Origin of the sequence: Pseudomonas ceruminis, assembly GCF_021602025.1 — a bacterium.
Classification (GTDB): Bacteria; Pseudomonadota; Gammaproteobacteria; order Pseudomonadales; family Pseudomonadaceae; genus Aquipseudomonas; species Aquipseudomonas ceruminis.
This window is the reverse complement of the sequence record NZ_BQHW01000044.1, coordinates 18,087-33,329: the sequence shown is the minus strand read 5'-3', so window position 1 is coordinate 33,329 and position 15,243 is coordinate 18,087. Positions and strand designations below refer to the sequence as shown.

The following is a 15,243-nucleotide window of genomic DNA, read 5'->3' as shown; positions in this document are numbered from 1 at the left end:
TGGGGTCCGGGTGGCGAAAACGTAAGAAATACTCGTCGAATTGATTGTTTTTTGATCATTTGGCGAGTTTAAAAGTTGCGCTAGGTGGTATGCCGGGGAAATACATGGCTACTTCAGACCATCCTTAGTGGGATGCAGAGAGTGTCATTACGAAATCAGCACAACTGCTTTTGCCTGTCCTAAGTGTGGCGCTTCGGTGCCGAAACCAAGGAAACCTGCAATATGGCCTTGGGTCATTGGAATCCCCGTCGCACTTTTCATTGGCATGTTGATTTACGGATCAACTATCCCTGAATACCGGAACACTGCCCGTGAAGCGCGCGATCTATGCGAGCAAATGGTTAAAAAGGGCCGATCTGATCCAAATTCCTGCGCAGAGATGTACAGAAACATCATCGCAGAAGGCGAAGAAGCCGAAAGAGCTGAAAAGCAAGCAATCCTAGACGCTCGGAAGGCTGAAAGAGCTGAAAAGCAAGCACGCAAGGAAACCGCTCCGTGAGACGAATCGAGACCGTTACGACTCGTTGGATCGACTAGGCCGCTGCCTTCGGATCAATGCGAGGTATCCGTGCGATTAAGGCCGTGCAAATACGTGTCGAGATCATCAGTTGAGGAAGGTAAGAGCTAAGCCAAAATTTGTTAACGCGGCTGCGCACATGACAGAGAGCTTTGTCTGTGCGCTGGTGTCATCAGGTGCTAAGCCTAAGTAGGTGGTCTCACGCCATGATTGCTCCTGGTGCTTGTCAAACTTAACGGTTTTTCGCTGCACCGGAAAGTCAATCATAGGTCCGATAACTGTCAATCCTGTCCTATACGACCTTGATTTCTGTCAATCCGAGTTAGCAAGATTGACTGTCAATCGTTGAACGATGAAATTATCGGAAGATCAAGTGTTACGGGCGGTATGTGGGTGTCAATCTTAGGAACTGCAAGCTGCTACCAAGCGTCACAGGCCCGGTACACCTCCGGCCCGCCTTCCAACATCCGATGTTTGAACGCCATTTCAAATGCCTGGCCCTTGTGGGTCAGAATCAGTTTCGAATCAGGGCGTAACCCTCGATATTCGGCGGCACCCGAAAGCCCCCAGCGGCGCCTTTGGCGCAGCGCAAGCCACTGCTCCAGAGCGGCCAGGCACCGGGGATGCGTCAGGTACACATTGCGCGCACGGCAGCCCTTCGTGATCGAGGGTCGCAAGTACAGTTCGGGCCGGACAGCCCCGCTTGGAAAGAGCACGTCGGCGACCTCCAACTGGGCCAGCTCGGTGACCCTCACGCCTGTGGTGTGGGTGATCCAGACCAGCAACACGTCACGCTCTGGCATACGGCCAGATACGGACGCTACTCGTACCAAATGTTTGAACTGTCCAGGGCGAAGGGATGCAGCACGACGGGGATTCATGGCAGGACTCTCTGTTGGGATTGAACGCGGACCGGGATCGATCCTTAGAGAGTCGGCAATAGGCCTCCTAGGAAGCCTATCACCAATGATTTCGCAGTGTTCACGGAAAATTTGCTGGTCGGCGCCGGCCCTGGGTCAACCGGTGGGATGCTCCGCCTGGTAGATCAGCGCCTCCACCAGCTTCGCCAGGTTGTGGGCCTTTTCTTCAAGGGTGCGCAGGGCCTGCTGGGTGCGCTCGGCCATCTGGTCGGCGTCCTTATGCTCGCCGCGGAGGAATGCGGCGTCGGCCGATTGCGAAGACAGGACCACAAATGCAGCGGCGATTTGCCAAGCCTCCAAGGCAGGTTTCAGCTTGTCGGCATCGATCATGGTCATGGCAGCATCCTCGATCTTGAAGGGCGGAGTTCAAGTCTAGTGCGGCCGTGGACGCCTCGCAGAACTACAAGCCCAAAGGTCATGGAAAATCAGTTGCGCCACCCCGTGCTCCACCCGCACGCTGAAAGTAGAGCTGACCAAACGAGTCGGCAACGACAGGGGCAACGTGATGACGATGTTGACGATGACTGATAACTGGGTGTTTTTAGTAGCTGCAGGTGTGCTGGCATTGGCTTTCTTAGGCGCAATCGCCCTCAAGCGGAGGTATCGCAAGAAAAGCGCCCCGCCAGACTGGCCCGAGGGCGACTACCGATAGAAGCCTGACCGCGCCCTACCCTTTGCTACGGCGCGGGTCAGCACTGCGCGGATAGGTGCGCTCATCCTCGATCTGCCCAGTGGCCGTATGGATCTTTACCGAGCCAGTACGACCCTCCATGTACCCGGGCAGCTGCTCCAGCAGCTGAGCCTTGGTTGGGGCGTTCAGCAGCGCCCGGCTATCGCCCTGCAGATGCAGTTTCCAGCCAGAACCCTCGGCTACCACGTGATAGTTGTCCATCGGGATCTCCTTGAGCGTGAGGTGATACAGTTTTGGGGCCAGCTGGCTGCAGGAGTTCCCGCCGCTTACAGCGGCACCTCTGTCTGCTTTTCATCATCCGGCCGATGGTAGTTGCGCATGAACGCGTGCGTATCAGCGTTAACCGTCAACATTGTGTATGAATGAAGCACCTGACGCGTTTCAGGGTCGCGCCATTCCTCCCAAAGCCCTGCTATCCCCATAACCTCGCCGTCAGCCCGGGCGATCCGGGTGGGCACTGCACGCCCCGATCGCCAGTCAGGCTCATAGATCGCAGCAGCGGGAATGATGCAGTGCTGAGCACGCCGCCATGCATTGCGAAAAGACGGTTTCTCCGCCACGGTTTCCGACCTGGCGTTATAGGTGCGCCTGGCTATCTTAATGTCCTTACTCCAGCAGGGTATTAAGCCGAACGACCCAGTGAGCAGATCCAGCTGCGGCGGTGCGCCATCCTGTTCAACCGCCTCGCCAGCTCTGCGTAGAAACGGGCCGATGTAGCCTGGCCATAGGTCGAGTTTCCCCTGCTGATCGTCCTCGATGCCGAAGGCCGCTGCGAGTTGGTTTGGCGTCGGCGCCTCGTAATGGCTACACATACCTAGCCTCTCCTGTGAGCATTTGGATTTAGCGTGGCGGTATCGAGACTTGCAGCAGCTGCGAGTCCTATCAATCCGACCGCCGTTGGGTCGAATCTACGCCTTGTCGAAAGGCCTTTTGTCGCAGTGACTCTAGCCGCGCCGTACTGCCTGCATTACTGTATATGCAAACAGTATGAACTCGGTGCCCCATGAACGTTGTATCTATTCAGCCCCTTCGAGACTCAAGCGAGCTCATTTCGGTTCTCGCCGGAACGGCTGCAGGCGGTTTTCCAAGCCCTGCAGCTGATTACTATGAGCCACCGATTTCTCTTGATGAGTTGCTGAACATTCGGGCGCCGCATGTGTGGATTGTGCGTGTCCAGGGCGAAAGCATGCGTGATGCAGGAATCTACGACGGCGGGGTCTTGATCGTCGACCGATCGATCACGGCGCGAACCGGTCAGATCGTTCTGGCCTACGTGGATAACCAACCGCTGGTTAAACGGCTGGCTAAGGCCCCCGATGATCGTTGGCTGCTGGAATCGGCCCACCCAGACTATAAGACCATAACCCCTGATCAGTACGGCTCGATTGATGTGTTTGGGGTCGTAACCTGGGACCTGACCAAGCATGTGCGCTGACAGCTCCCGTCCTATCTTCGCTCTGGTGGACGTCAACTCGTTCTACTGCAGCTGCGAGCGCATTTTTAGACCCGAGCTACGACAGCGCCCGGTCGTCGTTTTGAGTAACTCGGACGGCTGCATTGTGGCCCGTACGAACGAGGCTAAAGCCCTCGGTCTGAAGATGGGCGATCCCTATTTCAAGGTGCTCGGGTTCCTCGAACAGAACGGTGTCGCGGTTTTCAGCTCCAATTACACGCTCTATGGCGAATTGAGTCACCGCGTTGGCGTAGCCATCGCCTCCCTGGTCCCCGAGTGGGAGCGTTATTCAATCGATAAGAATAAGTTGCATACTGTGGACGCCCAAAGTTAGATAGGGTTCCCATGGACATTGGCGCTTTTTCTTACAGAGATATCCCTTGGCTACCGTTGAGCACATCCACTTCAGTCCGCATGACCTTTCTGTCAAAGACCGCCTGATTACCTACTCGTCGAATAGCTCCCGGGTAGTAATCGAAGGGCTACCACAAATTTTCTGGGTAAACGGCTTGCCCTGGAGAGAGGCGAACCTCTGGGCTATGGAGCGTGTCACCAATGGGGAAGCAATCCTAAAGACCGTTTCCAGCAACGTTAATGGACTGCTGAACTACGCGAAGTTTTTGGAGAGCCGCAGACTTGAGTGGTTTGAGTTCCCGTCTCGAAAAGCTGATCGGTGTCTCGTTCAGTACCGTGGGGCGCTTATTAAGGCGCGAGATGCTGGTCATATCAGCCCAGCAACGGCCTCCGAGTACATGCGCAACTGCATCAGTTTCTATAGGTGGGTCAGGAAGCGTGGGCTTCTATCTCCGCTGTTGCCACTATGGAAAGACAAGCGCTTTTTCATCAAATACTTTGACCAGGTTGGTTTTGAACGAACCTTCGCTGGCACTACTACCGATCTGGGGATTCCCAACCGGAAACGCATCGGGATCACTTTGGAAGGCGGGTTGCTTCCTGTCACCTCATCTGACCGCGACGTCATTCTCGATTTTGCAAAACGTAATGCCTCGCCTGAGCTGTACCTGATGCTAGCTCTAGGCTTTTTCACGGGTATGCGACTGGGAACAATCTGTGACCTTCGTATCGGCGCGTTGGAACGTGCGATACCTGATCCGTCCGCTAAAGGCCTGCTTAGGATATTTGTGGGGCCAGGTGCGTCCCCGCCCGTGCATACCAAATTTGGAGTAACTGGCCAGGTATGGATTCCCGAAGCTTTGTGTTCAGAAGTTTTGGAATATTCCAAGGGGCTCCGCAGGTTAAGTCGCGAGGCATCTGCTGCCGATGAGAATCGAGACCTAGTTTTCTTGACTCGTTTCGGTAATACCTTCGGACGGCGCAGCAGCGATCAGTCTTCGGCCATAAACGTTGAGATGTCATCGCTTAGAAAAGCAGGCATCACAGCTGGCGTTAAGGTACTCAGGACATTTCGCTTCCATCAGTCCCGGTGCACCTTTGGAACTGAGCTAGCCAAGCTGGCTTTAGCAAATTGCGATGATGTGGCGATAGTGATTGCGACTGTTAGCAATGCATTGCTTCACGGTCGAAATTCGGAGGCTACTACCTTCAAATACATCAAGTTTGTGCAAGCCACACCCGCTAAGCAGGCCATTGCGAACAGCTTCATGGCTGCGTTTACAGGGATTTCTTCCAGGCACGGAGCGAGCAATGAATAATCGGACGTCTTCAGACCTAACGTTTCCAATGCTTGAGTACGCGAAGAACGAGACGCCTTGGGATCTGACCCCATTTTTATACAGCGGTGGTGCAAAGGCAAAAGTGAAGACTGTACGCAATGAAATCACATCAGGTGTTTTAGGGGATCCTTTGCTGGAACGGGTAGAGCTTGTAAAGGAGCTCCACGAGTGTTTGGCCGACGACCTTGTAGGCGGGGGGAGCCGCTTTTCGGCGAATAACAAGATCGGTTCGTTGCGGCAGTTTTTTCGGTGGGCGGATCAATCCGGACGCCAGTTGAGCATTGACAAGGTTGCGCAAGCTTACCTGGGGTGGGCAGAGCATCTTTTACACCGTCACCGTGTGGAAGGATATTTAACTGCCGGATCGTTATACGACACTGCAAGTTTGACAGCGACGATGCTTGATCGAGTGCTAGGCCGAAGCTCGACACTTTTGTACAGCACACGAATTCGCAAACCCAGAGGCAACGGACGGGTTAGAAATGGGAGCGCTGATAAGCAAAGTGTGGAAGAGAGCTTTTCTTTCGGGCAGTTAATTGCCGACCTCTGTACGTCACTCACTTATGAGGCTGTGGCGGGACCACTCCCCATCCAAGTGGCATTGAGATCGGGTACAACGCTACCTATCTGGTGCGGCCTTCGCGATACAGAGAAAGAAGCGTCACGACGGGTTCGACCTCAAACCAAATTCCAGATTGCGGCCATCCTTCGACACCGAGAATTCCGGGACTCTGACGTTTCAATCGAGACTCGATACCCGGCAGTAAATCTGAGAATCGAAGCCGAGATGCTTATGTTCATCGCGCAAACCGGCATGAATTTGTCGCAGGCGCATCAACTTCGGATCGACCAATACCACTATACGAGTCACCTTGATGGTTACCAAGTCAGGTCTTACAAAAAGCGTCGTCAGGGCGAAGTGCTATTTGAAGTTTTCTCAAGCTACAAGGAGTGGTTTGAACGCTACATTGAGTGGCGAAACACGTGGTTTCCGGACGACCTAGAGGGGCTTCTTTTTCCTCTCGTCCGTCTTGGGGGACGTCTCGTTGTAGAAGCTCCTCAGTTCACAGCTCTAGTGCGCCTCTGTACCGATTCCAATATTCGATTCGTTCGACCACGTAAGCTACGGGGTGCTCGTATTAACTGGTTGTTACGTGAATCGCAACGCCCTGAACTGGTCGCGGAAATCGCACAGCACACAGCTGAAACGTTGATCCGTGTGTACGCTGAGCCCAATCCGCAAATTGCGATGATTGAAATTACTCGATTTCACCGGCAATCAGATCCCGTCATTTGCTCACCTGCTCCAGGTGCTTGTGCGACGTCCTTGCCAGAATCGGTCGTAGATGCTCCGACGAATGCACCTGATCCCGATTGTATCAACGCTGCTGGTTGCCTCTTCTGCGTCAATCATCGGGATATTGAAAGCGAAGATCACGTCTGGTCGCTAAGTAGTTTGCGCGTGCTCAAGAGCTTGGAGCTAACTAGATATCGTCCAGCTTCCACGGATAGATCTGAGGAGGCTGACCATCCTGCAATGCTTGCGATTGAGCGTCTGAGTGCGAAGCTGCGGTTCTTTCAAGAAAGTAGCGAGGTGCGTCGGCTTTGGGTTGAGGAGGCACTGGCTCGCATAGCTGAGGAGAGTTATCACCCAGCTTGGGACGGATTTATTCGGCTGGCGGAAGTTACAGCGGGACCTTCCTTATGAATATCCTCACGACGTTAGGGCTTTCTATTGAGTCGCCTCTCGCCGTTCCCGGAGCGCCAAATTACCGTCCTGAGAGCTGGCCTCCGCCACCTGATTGGCCTGTCGTAATTGATGCACAGGGCAAAGTAGTAAGCCGTTGGGGCGACCCAGTTTGGAGGCTTGACCCATGGGCCAAGAAGGCGTTAACGCTAAATTTCGGGGATGGCCCCGCCACAAAAGTCGCGGCGCCCATTAGCTCGGCGAACGCTGATCTGCTTCGTATCATCACAGGCTGGTGGCTATACGGGCCGTACGGCGCTCGCGGCTATCGATCTCTAAAGACGCGGTTCGATCAGATGCGGCGGTTGTTTGTTTTGTGTGAAGAGGCAGGAATACTGGCCAGCGAATTGAGCCGCTTTCCACGCGTATGCGAGGAAATCCCTGCCTTTCTTCATGCCTCAAGAAAGACTGAGTTTCTGTCGTTAATGCATGAGCTATACGCGTCTCGCAGCGCCGTAGGGTTTACTTTGCTGGATTCGGGCTCGCTAACCCGTCTGGCTGCGCTGTTTCCACCCCACCAAACAGCTCAAACACCGTACATTCCTCCACGTATTTGGCACTACCAAGTCACCAGGCTGCGAGAGTGTCTTGATGACTTCCTATCCCATCAACAACAAGTTGAAGCTTGTTACCGGTTCAGCATTGAGGCTTACGAACATAATCATAGAGTTTCAAAAAGAGTGGCGTGCGCAAACGCACAACCTTTTTGCGGCCATAAGATGCATTTATCAGGCGCTAAAACGGGGCTTCGTTTTCTCGGAGCGTTTGCAGATACCGCGAAACGCTTCGGCATTTTTGAGCTACTTGAACGTTGGGTGGGGCGCAGTGGTGAATTGCAAGTAAGAACGCTGACTAGCTATCTGAAACTGGTCAATAGCGCAGGTTTAGCTTACATCCTTAACTTCAGCCTCATGCGAGTCGAGGAAGCTTGGAATCTTCGAGCGGGATGCCTTGAGGTCGAGCACGACAAGAATTTCGGCGACATTTTTTTGTTACGTGGACAGACGACGAAAACGCAGGCCGATAGCGACGCCCTGTGGGTCACATCCCCATCTGTAAAGGTCGCAGTGAGGGCGATGGAGGTCATTTCTCTGTTTCGGTCATTATACGCACCTCATGTAGCTGCGAGCGGGCTCACGGGGCGTTTTTTAACCTCGTTTTCTTACGAACCGTGGGCCCCATCGAGCAAGAAAAATGATCACTCACTGAGACCAAGTATTCCGTCATATTCCGACCTTTTGAGCCACTACGGCAAGGTGTTTGACTTGGAGCGTTTGCGTATCACGAGTGAGGATTTGAAATTGGCCCGGCTAGCTACTCCTACATTGCCGGAGGACTATCAAGTGGGCGCGGTATGGCCGTTAGCATGGCATCAGTTGCGTAGAACTGGTGCAGTAAACATGCAAGCTTCCGGGCTCGTAAGCGATGCCTCGCTTCAGTACCAACTCAAGCACGTCACCCGAGCGATGAGCCTTTACTACGGACAAAATCACTCGCAGATGCGTCTAGAGGATAAGGCTCACACGCTGTACGTTCGCACGATGTACGAGACGCTTGGTAGAGAGTTACAGCAGCTTACGAGTGAGCGTTTTGTAAGTCCCCATGGAGATAAACGTAAGGCTGAGATCGTTCGGCTGATCACGCCAGAGGATGCAAAGAAGATGATCGGTTTGGCGAAGAAGGGTGCCGCAGCATGTCGCCAAATCCTTCTTGGCGTTTGCTCGAGTCGCAAGCCTTGTCCGTACGGAGGAGTCGACAACATTGCTCATTGCGGGGGCGGTGATTCGGAGGATGAAAAACCTTGCCCTGATGTGCTGTATGACTCAGAACGATTGGACGCAGTCGATGATCTTGAACATGTCCTCAAAGAGCGGCTTGTTAATGCTCAGTACGGAAGTCCGCTAATGGAGTCCTTAATCGCTCAACAACGAAGCGTAGAGAGCTTCCGGCGAGTCATAGGGGGAGCAAATGGACGTTGAACTCACGGCGCGTCGCAGCGCGGCCGATCAATATCGCGAGGCTTTTGAGCGCTTGAAACTCAATAAGCCGCAGCTTCTAACGAAGGGGACACCGGTTACTCAAAACAACGTGGCCAAAGAGGCCGGGAGCGATCCGTCGGCACTTAAGAAATCACGTTTCCCGAGTCTCATCGCAGAGATAAAAACCTACATCGAACAACATGCGGAGGAGCGACCTCGTTCGTTGAACCAGATAAATCATCTTGCCCGTCAGAAAAGCCGCGCCTTGCGAGATCGGATTGAGCAGGTTGCCCGACAGCGCGACCAGCTAGCAAGTTTATTGAGCGAGGCGGATGCGAAAATCATAGAGCTGTATGACCGTATTGCTGAGCTTGAACGACAGTTACCTGCGTCCAACATACTATCGTTGGATCCACGCGGGCCCAGAAAGCTTTGAGATGGCAGTCGTGGGGGTACACGATCCGCAACTAGCCGCAAGGCTAGGGGCGATACTCAATGAGCGTGTTGTGAGGCTATGCTCAACGAGCGTCCGCTTTGGCTGACCTTGCTGACTGACCAGGGGGACGAGACGACACCTGGAGTATCGTCGAGGCGGATCATCACGACAGTCGCGGTGGATTTAGAGAATTAAAACTGTCGCTGCGAAGCCCGGCTTTCTGGGGCTTCAAGCCAACTCTGGAGGAAACGCAAAACTGTCGCAAACCCTCAAGTCTCTGCTGTGGAGCGGAGGCCTAGAGAATTAAAACTGTCGCGACCACCCGATTAGGCATGTTGCAACTGTTCAGCGAGTCACGCCTGCGCAATTGCCGACCTGAGCGGGTAGATGAATTCATCCTTCCATCTACGTTCACACATTACAGACTCAACCCAGCCGTCCTTTCTGCTCATTCTCCAACTCGGTGTGACGCTAAGAACAGAACGCGCATCGACGGTAGTGGCGACGGGGACCGGGCACATCGACAGGGCTACATTCTTTGGTAAGCCCCGCGTCAGCGGTTCAGGCGTGCTGGTGCAGGTCGGGCAGCTATAGCTTCGCTCCCATACCCGAATGCCTGATTTTGAGTTTCCAAAGCGCCCGTAACGATGCCAGACCTCAGATGGCCGTCCAAACCCAACGCCATATTTTTCGGCGCTAACTTTCACGGCAGACATGCCCAGGTCAAAATATCTTTCCACCGCCCTCATTCTAGCTGTAGGTAGAAGCCCCTTTCCCACCCTGCTTGTCCTAAAGCAACTAATGAACATTGGGGCAGTTTCACCGGAGATTCTGTTGAGAAGCAAAACACAGCCGAACGGGTAGAGCCATCTGTCTCCGCATGCACAGTTTATGAGCAGCGCAACTGGTCTTGCTGGCGTTTGCTGGTAGTGCGACAAGTCATCGTAGAATGCTTGGCCACGACACACTGCACTCGCTATATCGGCTGCATCCAGTGGTGTTTTTGCGACGAACACGGGGTTTGTTCGTGCTAGATCCTCGTTGATAACGCCCGTCAGGCCGATACTGCCGAATATCCAAAGAGTCGGAACACCAGAGCGATTGCGTTGTTCAGTGCGCTCATATGTCCGCTGCGCAGACTGAGGCGAAATCTGCACTTCTATTGCTAGGCGCGGAGCAAAGGCCGAGTCGCCAACCAGAATGTCAGCCCGCCAATCGTCTACGCCGTCTTCAAGCTCGGCTTGAATGCCTAGAGCAACCAGCTTCTTGTAAATGGCCACCTTCATGGCGATATGGTCTGGGCTTTCAGTGCTGGAGTAGCCCTCAGGGCTCTCTCCAGGAAAATGGGAAAAGTACCTGGTGATGCCTCCATCCCGTCTGAGGGTTTTGGCCTGTGCCGGAAGTTTCGTATCCGGCATGAGCACCTGGCGGCCTTTCGATATTTTCACTACTTTCTTCCAATCTTCATCGCTAAGCACTGAGGCCACAGTACGACAGCCGTTCACTAAACCCACGCAAGCCAAGGCAACCTCCTTTTCCAAAGACGCAGTTCAGATTCACAACAGAGTCAGTATTTGATCTTTAGTAATCTGAAACGTCTGTCAGGTACGACGCCTGGAGAATACTTATTTGGCAGCGACCCGTCACAACGGCGACCAGCCTGCGACAGATTTTTATACCCTGCGACAGTTTTAATTCTCTGAATTTAGCGGGGACCATCGCAGGATGTACTTATGCTTGTGGTCGTGCGCTAACGTTTTAGATCGTTTTGGTTACGAGACACAAGCCCAGTGAGTACGGCACGGGCCCTTTGACGTCGCAAACAATCCAGTGAGCATGAGATGCTGCTATCATCCAGGGTTCAGCGGGGGTGAACGTAAACAAAGGTGATTTGCGGAAGCGTAGTAAGCGTCTAGCCAACACACCTTACTGACCCCAAAGCATACTCCGAAGCTACCAACAAACACCTGAACACCGCTTCTCCAAAGGATAGGCGCTGCGAAATATGCCCGATCCTCGTAGAGACTATTCAAGCTCTGGCTAGAATCAATTATTGTCGATGCCGAGGTTCCAACCATGACCCTAGCCCAACTCCTCCTATTTCTCCCCGCAGCAGCAATCGTTGCCGTCTCACCGGGCGCCAACAACCTGCTTGCATTCGCAAATGGCAGCAGGCAGGGTTTGCTGCCTACAGTGGTCGGTCTGTCAGGTCGGTGTACGGCCTTTGCATTGATGATCGCAATGGTGATTGTCGGTTTAGGCGCATTGCTAGAGGCGTCTGAACCCGCTTTCCAGATTATTAAGTGGGTAGGTGTCCTTTACCTCGCCTATCTCGGCGTAAGAATGATGATAGGCCGTGATTGTCACGAAGATGGGGCTTCGGTATTCCAGCCTGTCGATGCCTACTCCTTGGCACGCAGGGAGTTCATGACTGCCATGACCAACCCCAAAGCAATCTTGCTCTTCACTGCTTTTGTTCCCCAATTCATTGTTGCTGGTACTGGCGCCTCCTTCACTGCCCAGTTCGTCGTTTTAAGTGCAATCTACATTGCGGTCGAGTTTATCGCCGCTATAGGCTGGGCCCTTGCTGGCAGCATCATTCGATCTCTGCACCCTTCGAAGCGGAAATTGTCGATCATCAATCGCATAACGGGTGCAATGATGCTCGGCGCAGCCGCCTTATTGGCTACAGCCAGACGAACTTAAGTGTGTACGTCCGAGCGTCACCCTTACATGATTAAACGGGCTCCCACTTATGCGGAAGCAACTGCTTGATTTCACTCACCCGCTGCGTCGGCAGGCGTCTGAGAACGTCTTTCAGATAAGCATACGGATCATGACCATTCAGCCGTGCAGACTGGATCAGGCTCACGATCGCTGCCGCACGTTTACCGCTGCGCAGCGACCCTGCAAAGAGCCAGTTCTTCGGCCCAAGAGCCCATGGCCTGATTTGGTTTTCGGCCCATTTGTTGTCTATGGGTACGGCACCGTCATCAAGGTAGCGCGACAGCGCTGCGGCCGTGTAAGACCCGACTTGCTGTGACAATGCGCTTTCTAGACTGGCGCTCACGACTAGACAAAATCCATGTTCGAAGGCAAGTCTGAAAGTGGTGGCGACGTAGGGATGGGCGTTAACTTGGGTAAACCAACTCAGACGGCCTATGGGTCACAATTTATTGGTATAAAGGACGGTAAGGAGATTCGCTCCTCGAAATATTGCGATCCTATTATCTAAAATCGGGCGTGTAAGCCCGTCACAGGAGAGGCGATGTCAAAATCCTATGTGATTGGGATTGCAGCTGCAATTTTCGCTACGTTCAGCTGGGCGCTTAATTTTCTGTCTCCTTACATGATGGGAGATTTTGGACCGGTTGATTTTATTACATTGAGATTCATCATCTCTGGCTGCATTGGTCTTGTTGTTATTCGTGTTTATTGGCCTGGCGATCCAGTTTTAAGCTGGCGTTCAACTATGATGGCCGGGCTGCTTGGCGTCCTAGGATATGCTCTTTACATAGGATGCATTATGGGAAGTGTACTTCACGGTGGGGCTATAATCGCACCCGCATTTTTGAGCGCTACGCCGGTTATAGTTGCCATCACAGGCAATTTGATCAACCGAACAGTTTCCTGGAGCAGCTTCTGTGCACCCATAATTCTGGCAGTTTTTGGTTTGGTTGCAACGAATTATGGAATTTTGGTCAGCGTTTTAGATGGAGGCGCGCCCTCGTACCTTGTGGCAGTAGGTTATGCGTTAGGCGCAGTATTGGCTTGGTTAATGTTCAGCATATTAAACCAAAAGATATTGGCAAAAATTCCCCAAGTACATTCAGGTCTTTGGACTGGACTAATGATGAGTGGAGCAGGTGTCAGCGTCCTGCTTTTCTTACCTTTCGGGCTTGTGTTTGGGGTATATAGCTACCCGCACATTGACCTACGTTTGGACAATACTCTACCGGTTTTCGCCGCAGCATCAGCGCTGGCATGTTTTGCCTCCGTTGGAGGGGCATGGGCTTGGAACATTGCAAGCCAGCGGTTACCCATGGCCCTGTCTGGGCAGCTCATTTCTGTAGAAACGATCTTCGCCGCTGCGTTCGGCCTTATCGCCGAAAACCGTCTACCTACCGGTCTTGAGATGCTGGGAGTAATAGCCCTGTTAACAGGTGCCACAATCGCAATAAAGGTCATGACGCCAAGTTACCGCGCAGGTTCGAGTGTACAGGCGTGATTTGCTCTGAAAGCCCATCGGAGAAAGTTCTTTGGTAAGCGTCGTTTGGAGTCACCTACACAAACCCAGCTATAAGCGCGATGGTGTTCATTTTAAAACCGGAGACACCGTGGCGCTTAATGCCGGAGCTTGGAAGATGTGTTGGCTGGACACCGCTGACAGGACGCATACGTCAGTGCGCATTCCACGAACTGGCCGTCGACCGCTAGTGAGCAGGAACCGGGAAAATCGTATACTAAGGTTTTCCGACCTGCCGTAGCGGCCTGAATTTTCCATCTTCCAGTTTGTGGCTCTGCCGCCACACGTAATCGCCTGTCAGGTTGATGTGCTACCAGCCCAACGGCGACAGGTACTGATACAGATCTGTATTCACCGGCTTTCCGGCGTCGGCTGACCTTTGGGCTGCCCGCTCGAGAAACACCGTGTTCCACAGCACAATGGCTGCGGTCAAGTCCAGCAAAGATGGCTAGACACCCGTGTGCACCGGGGCGACATTACAATGTGTGATGCCCGGTGCTTGCGCATTATCACAAAGCGACACGTCCCCCTTTCGCGGAGTATACCTATGTTCAGTCACGTGCACGTCGGAGCTAGGGATCTTGAGTGTTTGGTAGTCTTTTACGACGCCTTGCTGGCGAAACTAGGCCTTATCCAGATGCCTGAAGGGAACGGTGGGGCTGCTCGCGGCGTAGGCTGGCGATACCCCAATAGGCGATGGCCCCAGTTCTACGTCCAGCACCCTATAAATGGTCTTGCAGCCACTTGGGGGAACGGTGTTCAAGTGAGTTTTCTGGCAGCTTCGGAGGCCCAGGTTCGTGAGGTCTGGGCGCTTGCTATTGAGATGGGAGGAACCAATGAGGGTAAGCCGGGCTTTCGAGAATATGCTTCAGATTTCTATGCAGCATATTGTCGGGATCCAGAGGGGAATAAGCTTTGTTTTGCATATGCTCCGGATCCCTAAGCGTAGCTTGAAACTTTGAACAGTCGAGAATCGAGGGCGCAGCATTATCTATCGGGAAGCAAGGCGTGTTCGCCGGACGGATACGGCAGTGGAGCTGCCGTCAAATGCGAGCATCACCTTTTCGGGCTTTTTATAGCTGCTAGCTGTGATCAGGATAGGCCGGTGAATTGTTCGCACCACAGCTTCTATCTGGCTGCCAAGGCTGTGCGCGTTGCGTGAGTTGTCTTCACCCACTCTTCCTATCACCAACAGTCGAATCCTCCTGAAGGTCGCTCAGATTTCTACCAAGTGTCCGTGGCGCTGCTTCAGCTCAGGAAACGCAGCGCCGGAAATGGCCGTTCGCTCCCTGGCCTTTTCCAGCATGTGTTGGCCATGCTCCAAGGCCAGTTTTGCACGCTGCGCATCCAGCGTGGCCAGATCTTCCAGTAGATGTTCACTGCTGCCGAGACCGATATTGCCGCTGAGGTCAGCGGATGCAGGATATTTCTCCTTATCCAGCACATGAAGCAAGGTCAGGGGGAGCGCTGAGACGTTGCGAAGCCCATGCTGCGTAATCACAGACCGCCAATGCGGATTGTGAGTTATCTGCATGCCATTACGTGGGTCATTGTCGTCCT

At 53.4% G+C, this 15,243-nt stretch carries 14 protein-coding genes and 3 pseudogenes; 9 read left to right on the top strand and 8 right to left on the bottom strand.

What is annotated here, in order from left to right:
• Positions 1-936: 936 nt before the first annotated feature.
• The 4 genes from L6D80_RS28600 to L6D80_RS28585 all read right to left on the bottom strand — a co-directional run bounded on the left by L6D80_RS28600 (position 937) and on the right by L6D80_RS28585 (position 2,940).
• A complete protein-coding gene (locus L6D80_RS28600) occupies positions 937-1,305 on the bottom strand; it encodes a site-specific integrase (protein ID WP_236183097.1) in 369 nt (122 codons plus the stop codon).
• Between the two features lie 228 nt (positions 1,306-1,533).
• Entirely contained in the window at positions 1,534-1,773 is a 240-nt protein-coding gene (locus L6D80_RS28595) for a hypothetical protein (protein ID WP_023383636.1), read from the bottom strand.
• A 331-nt stretch (positions 1,774-2,104) separates the two neighbouring features.
• The gene (locus tag L6D80_RS28590; RefSeq protein ID WP_023383635.1) at positions 2,105-2,329 is read right to left on the bottom strand and encodes a DUF2188 domain-containing protein; all 225 of its coding nucleotides are present in this window, start codon (positions 2,327-2,329) and stop codon (positions 2,105-2,107) included.
• 65 nt (positions 2,330-2,394) lie between these two features.
• Positions 2,395-2,940, bottom strand: a complete 546-nt coding sequence (locus tag L6D80_RS28585) for an SOS response-associated peptidase (RefSeq protein ID WP_023383634.1) — start codon at positions 2,938-2,940, stop codon at positions 2,395-2,397.
• A gap of 191 nt (positions 2,941-3,131) precedes the next feature.
• Between L6D80_RS28585 and L6D80_RS28580 the strand changes: the two genes are divergently transcribed.
• The 6 genes from L6D80_RS28580 to L6D80_RS28555 are packed head-to-tail and all read left to right on the top strand — an operon-like array spanning position 3,132 to position 9,437.
• Positions 3,132-3,563, top strand: coding sequence for a LexA family protein (locus L6D80_RS28580; RefSeq protein ID WP_041925786.1), 432 nt, complete (start codon positions 3,132-3,134; stop codon positions 3,561-3,563).
• Positions 3,553-3,915, top strand: coding sequence for a Y-family DNA polymerase (locus tag L6D80_RS28575; protein WP_276574632.1), 363 nt, complete (start codon positions 3,553-3,555; stop codon positions 3,913-3,915). The genes L6D80_RS28580 and L6D80_RS28575 overlap by 11 nt, the downstream gene beginning before the upstream one ends.
• Before the next feature lie 46 nt (positions 3,916-3,961).
• On the top strand, positions 3,962-5,254 hold the full coding sequence (locus L6D80_RS28570) for a site-specific integrase (RefSeq protein ID WP_032873808.1): 1,293 nt from the start codon (positions 3,962-3,964) through the stop codon (positions 5,252-5,254).
• Positions 5,247-6,983 carry a hypothetical protein gene (locus L6D80_RS28565; RefSeq protein WP_019819593.1) on the top strand — a complete coding sequence of 579 codons (1,737 nt, stop codon included), beginning with the start codon at positions 5,247-5,249 and terminating at the stop codon, positions 6,981-6,983. The genes L6D80_RS28570 and L6D80_RS28565 overlap by 8 nt, the downstream gene beginning before the upstream one ends.
• Entirely contained in the window at positions 6,980-9,001 is a 2,022-nt protein-coding gene (locus tag L6D80_RS28560; protein WP_236183096.1) for a hypothetical protein, read from the top strand. Before L6D80_RS28565 ends, L6D80_RS28560 begins: the two co-directional genes overlap by 4 nt.
• Complete coding sequence (locus L6D80_RS28555; protein ID WP_019819597.1) at positions 8,991-9,437, top strand: hypothetical protein; 447 nt, start codon at positions 8,991-8,993, stop codon at positions 9,435-9,437. The genes L6D80_RS28560 and L6D80_RS28555 overlap by 11 nt, the downstream gene beginning before the upstream one ends.
• Before the next feature lie 353 nt (positions 9,438-9,790).
• On the opposite strand, the gene L6D80_RS28550 is transcribed toward L6D80_RS28555, so the two are convergent.
• Positions 9,791-10,885, bottom strand: a complete 1,095-nt coding sequence (locus L6D80_RS28550) for a competence protein CoiA family protein (protein ID WP_019819598.1) — start codon at positions 10,883-10,885, stop codon at positions 9,791-9,793.
• 628 nt (positions 10,886-11,513) lie between these two features.
• On the opposite strand from L6D80_RS28550, the gene L6D80_RS28545 reads away from it, so the two are divergent.
• Entirely contained in the window at positions 11,514-12,143 is a 630-nt protein-coding gene (locus L6D80_RS28545) for a LysE family translocator (RefSeq protein WP_019819600.1), read from the top strand.
• A gap of 31 nt (positions 12,144-12,174) precedes the next feature.
• Here L6D80_RS28545 and L6D80_RS28540 read toward each other — a convergent pair.
• Positions 12,175-12,450 (bottom strand): annotated as a pseudogene (locus L6D80_RS28540) (transposase domain-containing protein); the annotation flags it as partial.
• A 255-nt stretch (positions 12,451-12,705) separates the two neighbouring features.
• Between L6D80_RS28540 and L6D80_RS28535 the strand changes: the two are divergent.
• Positions 12,706-13,665, top strand: a complete 960-nt coding sequence (locus L6D80_RS28535) for a DMT family transporter (RefSeq protein WP_019819605.1) — start codon at positions 12,706-12,708, stop codon at positions 13,663-13,665.
• Positions 13,666-13,900: 235 nt separating this feature from the next.
• On the opposite strand, the pseudogene L6D80_RS28530 reads toward L6D80_RS28535, so the two are convergent.
• Positions 13,901-14,116: pseudogene (locus L6D80_RS28530) on the bottom strand (Tn3 family transposase); the annotation flags it as partial.
• A 114-nt stretch (positions 14,117-14,230) separates the two neighbouring features.
• On the opposite strand from L6D80_RS28530, the gene L6D80_RS30435 reads away from it, so the two are divergent.
• Positions 14,231-14,626 (top strand): VOC family protein, encoded by a 396-nt coding sequence (locus L6D80_RS30435; protein ID WP_019819608.1) that lies wholly within the window; start codon positions 14,231-14,233, stop codon positions 14,624-14,626.
• 84 nt (positions 14,627-14,710) lie between these two features.
• Here the strand turns inward: L6D80_RS30435 and L6D80_RS28520 are convergent.
• Positions 14,711-15,234 (bottom strand): annotated as a pseudogene (locus L6D80_RS28520) (universal stress protein); the annotation flags it as partial.
• Positions 15,235-15,243: the final 9 nt, after the last annotated feature.

Bases quoted from the DNA above. Each gene is read 5' to 3' on its own strand.
- L6D80_RS28595 (WP_023383636.1), bottom strand. From the start codon at position 1,773: ATGACCATGATCGATGCCGACAAGCTGAAACCTGCCTTGGAGGCTTGG.
- L6D80_RS28590 (WP_023383635.1), bottom strand. From the start codon at position 2,329: ATGGACAACTATCACGTGGTAGCCGAGGGTTCTGGCTGGAAACTGCAT.
- L6D80_RS28585 (WP_023383634.1), bottom strand. From the start codon at position 2,940: ATGTGTAGCCATTACGAGGCGCCGACGCCAAACCAACTCGCAGCGGCC.
- L6D80_RS28580 (WP_041925786.1), top strand. From the start codon at position 3,132: ATGAACGTTGTATCTATTCAGCCCCTTCGAGACTCAAGCGAGCTCATT.
- L6D80_RS28575 (WP_276574632.1), top strand. From the start codon at position 3,553: ATGTGCGCTGACAGCTCCCGTCCTATCTTCGCTCTGGTGGACGTCAAC.
- L6D80_RS28565 (WP_019819593.1), top strand. From the start codon at position 5,247: ATGAATAATCGGACGTCTTCAGACCTAACGTTTCCAATGCTTGAGTAC.
- L6D80_RS28560 (WP_236183096.1), top strand. From the start codon at position 6,980: ATGAATATCCTCACGACGTTAGGGCTTTCTATTGAGTCGCCTCTCGCC.
- L6D80_RS28555 (WP_019819597.1), top strand. From the start codon at position 8,991: ATGGACGTTGAACTCACGGCGCGTCGCAGCGCGGCCGATCAATATCGC.
- L6D80_RS28545 (WP_019819600.1), top strand. From the start codon at position 11,514: ATGACCCTAGCCCAACTCCTCCTATTTCTCCCCGCAGCAGCAATCGTT.
- L6D80_RS28535 (WP_019819605.1), top strand. From the start codon at position 12,706: ATGTCAAAATCCTATGTGATTGGGATTGCAGCTGCAATTTTCGCTACG.
- L6D80_RS30435 (WP_019819608.1), top strand. From the start codon at position 14,231: ATGTTCAGTCACGTGCACGTCGGAGCTAGGGATCTTGAGTGTTTGGTA.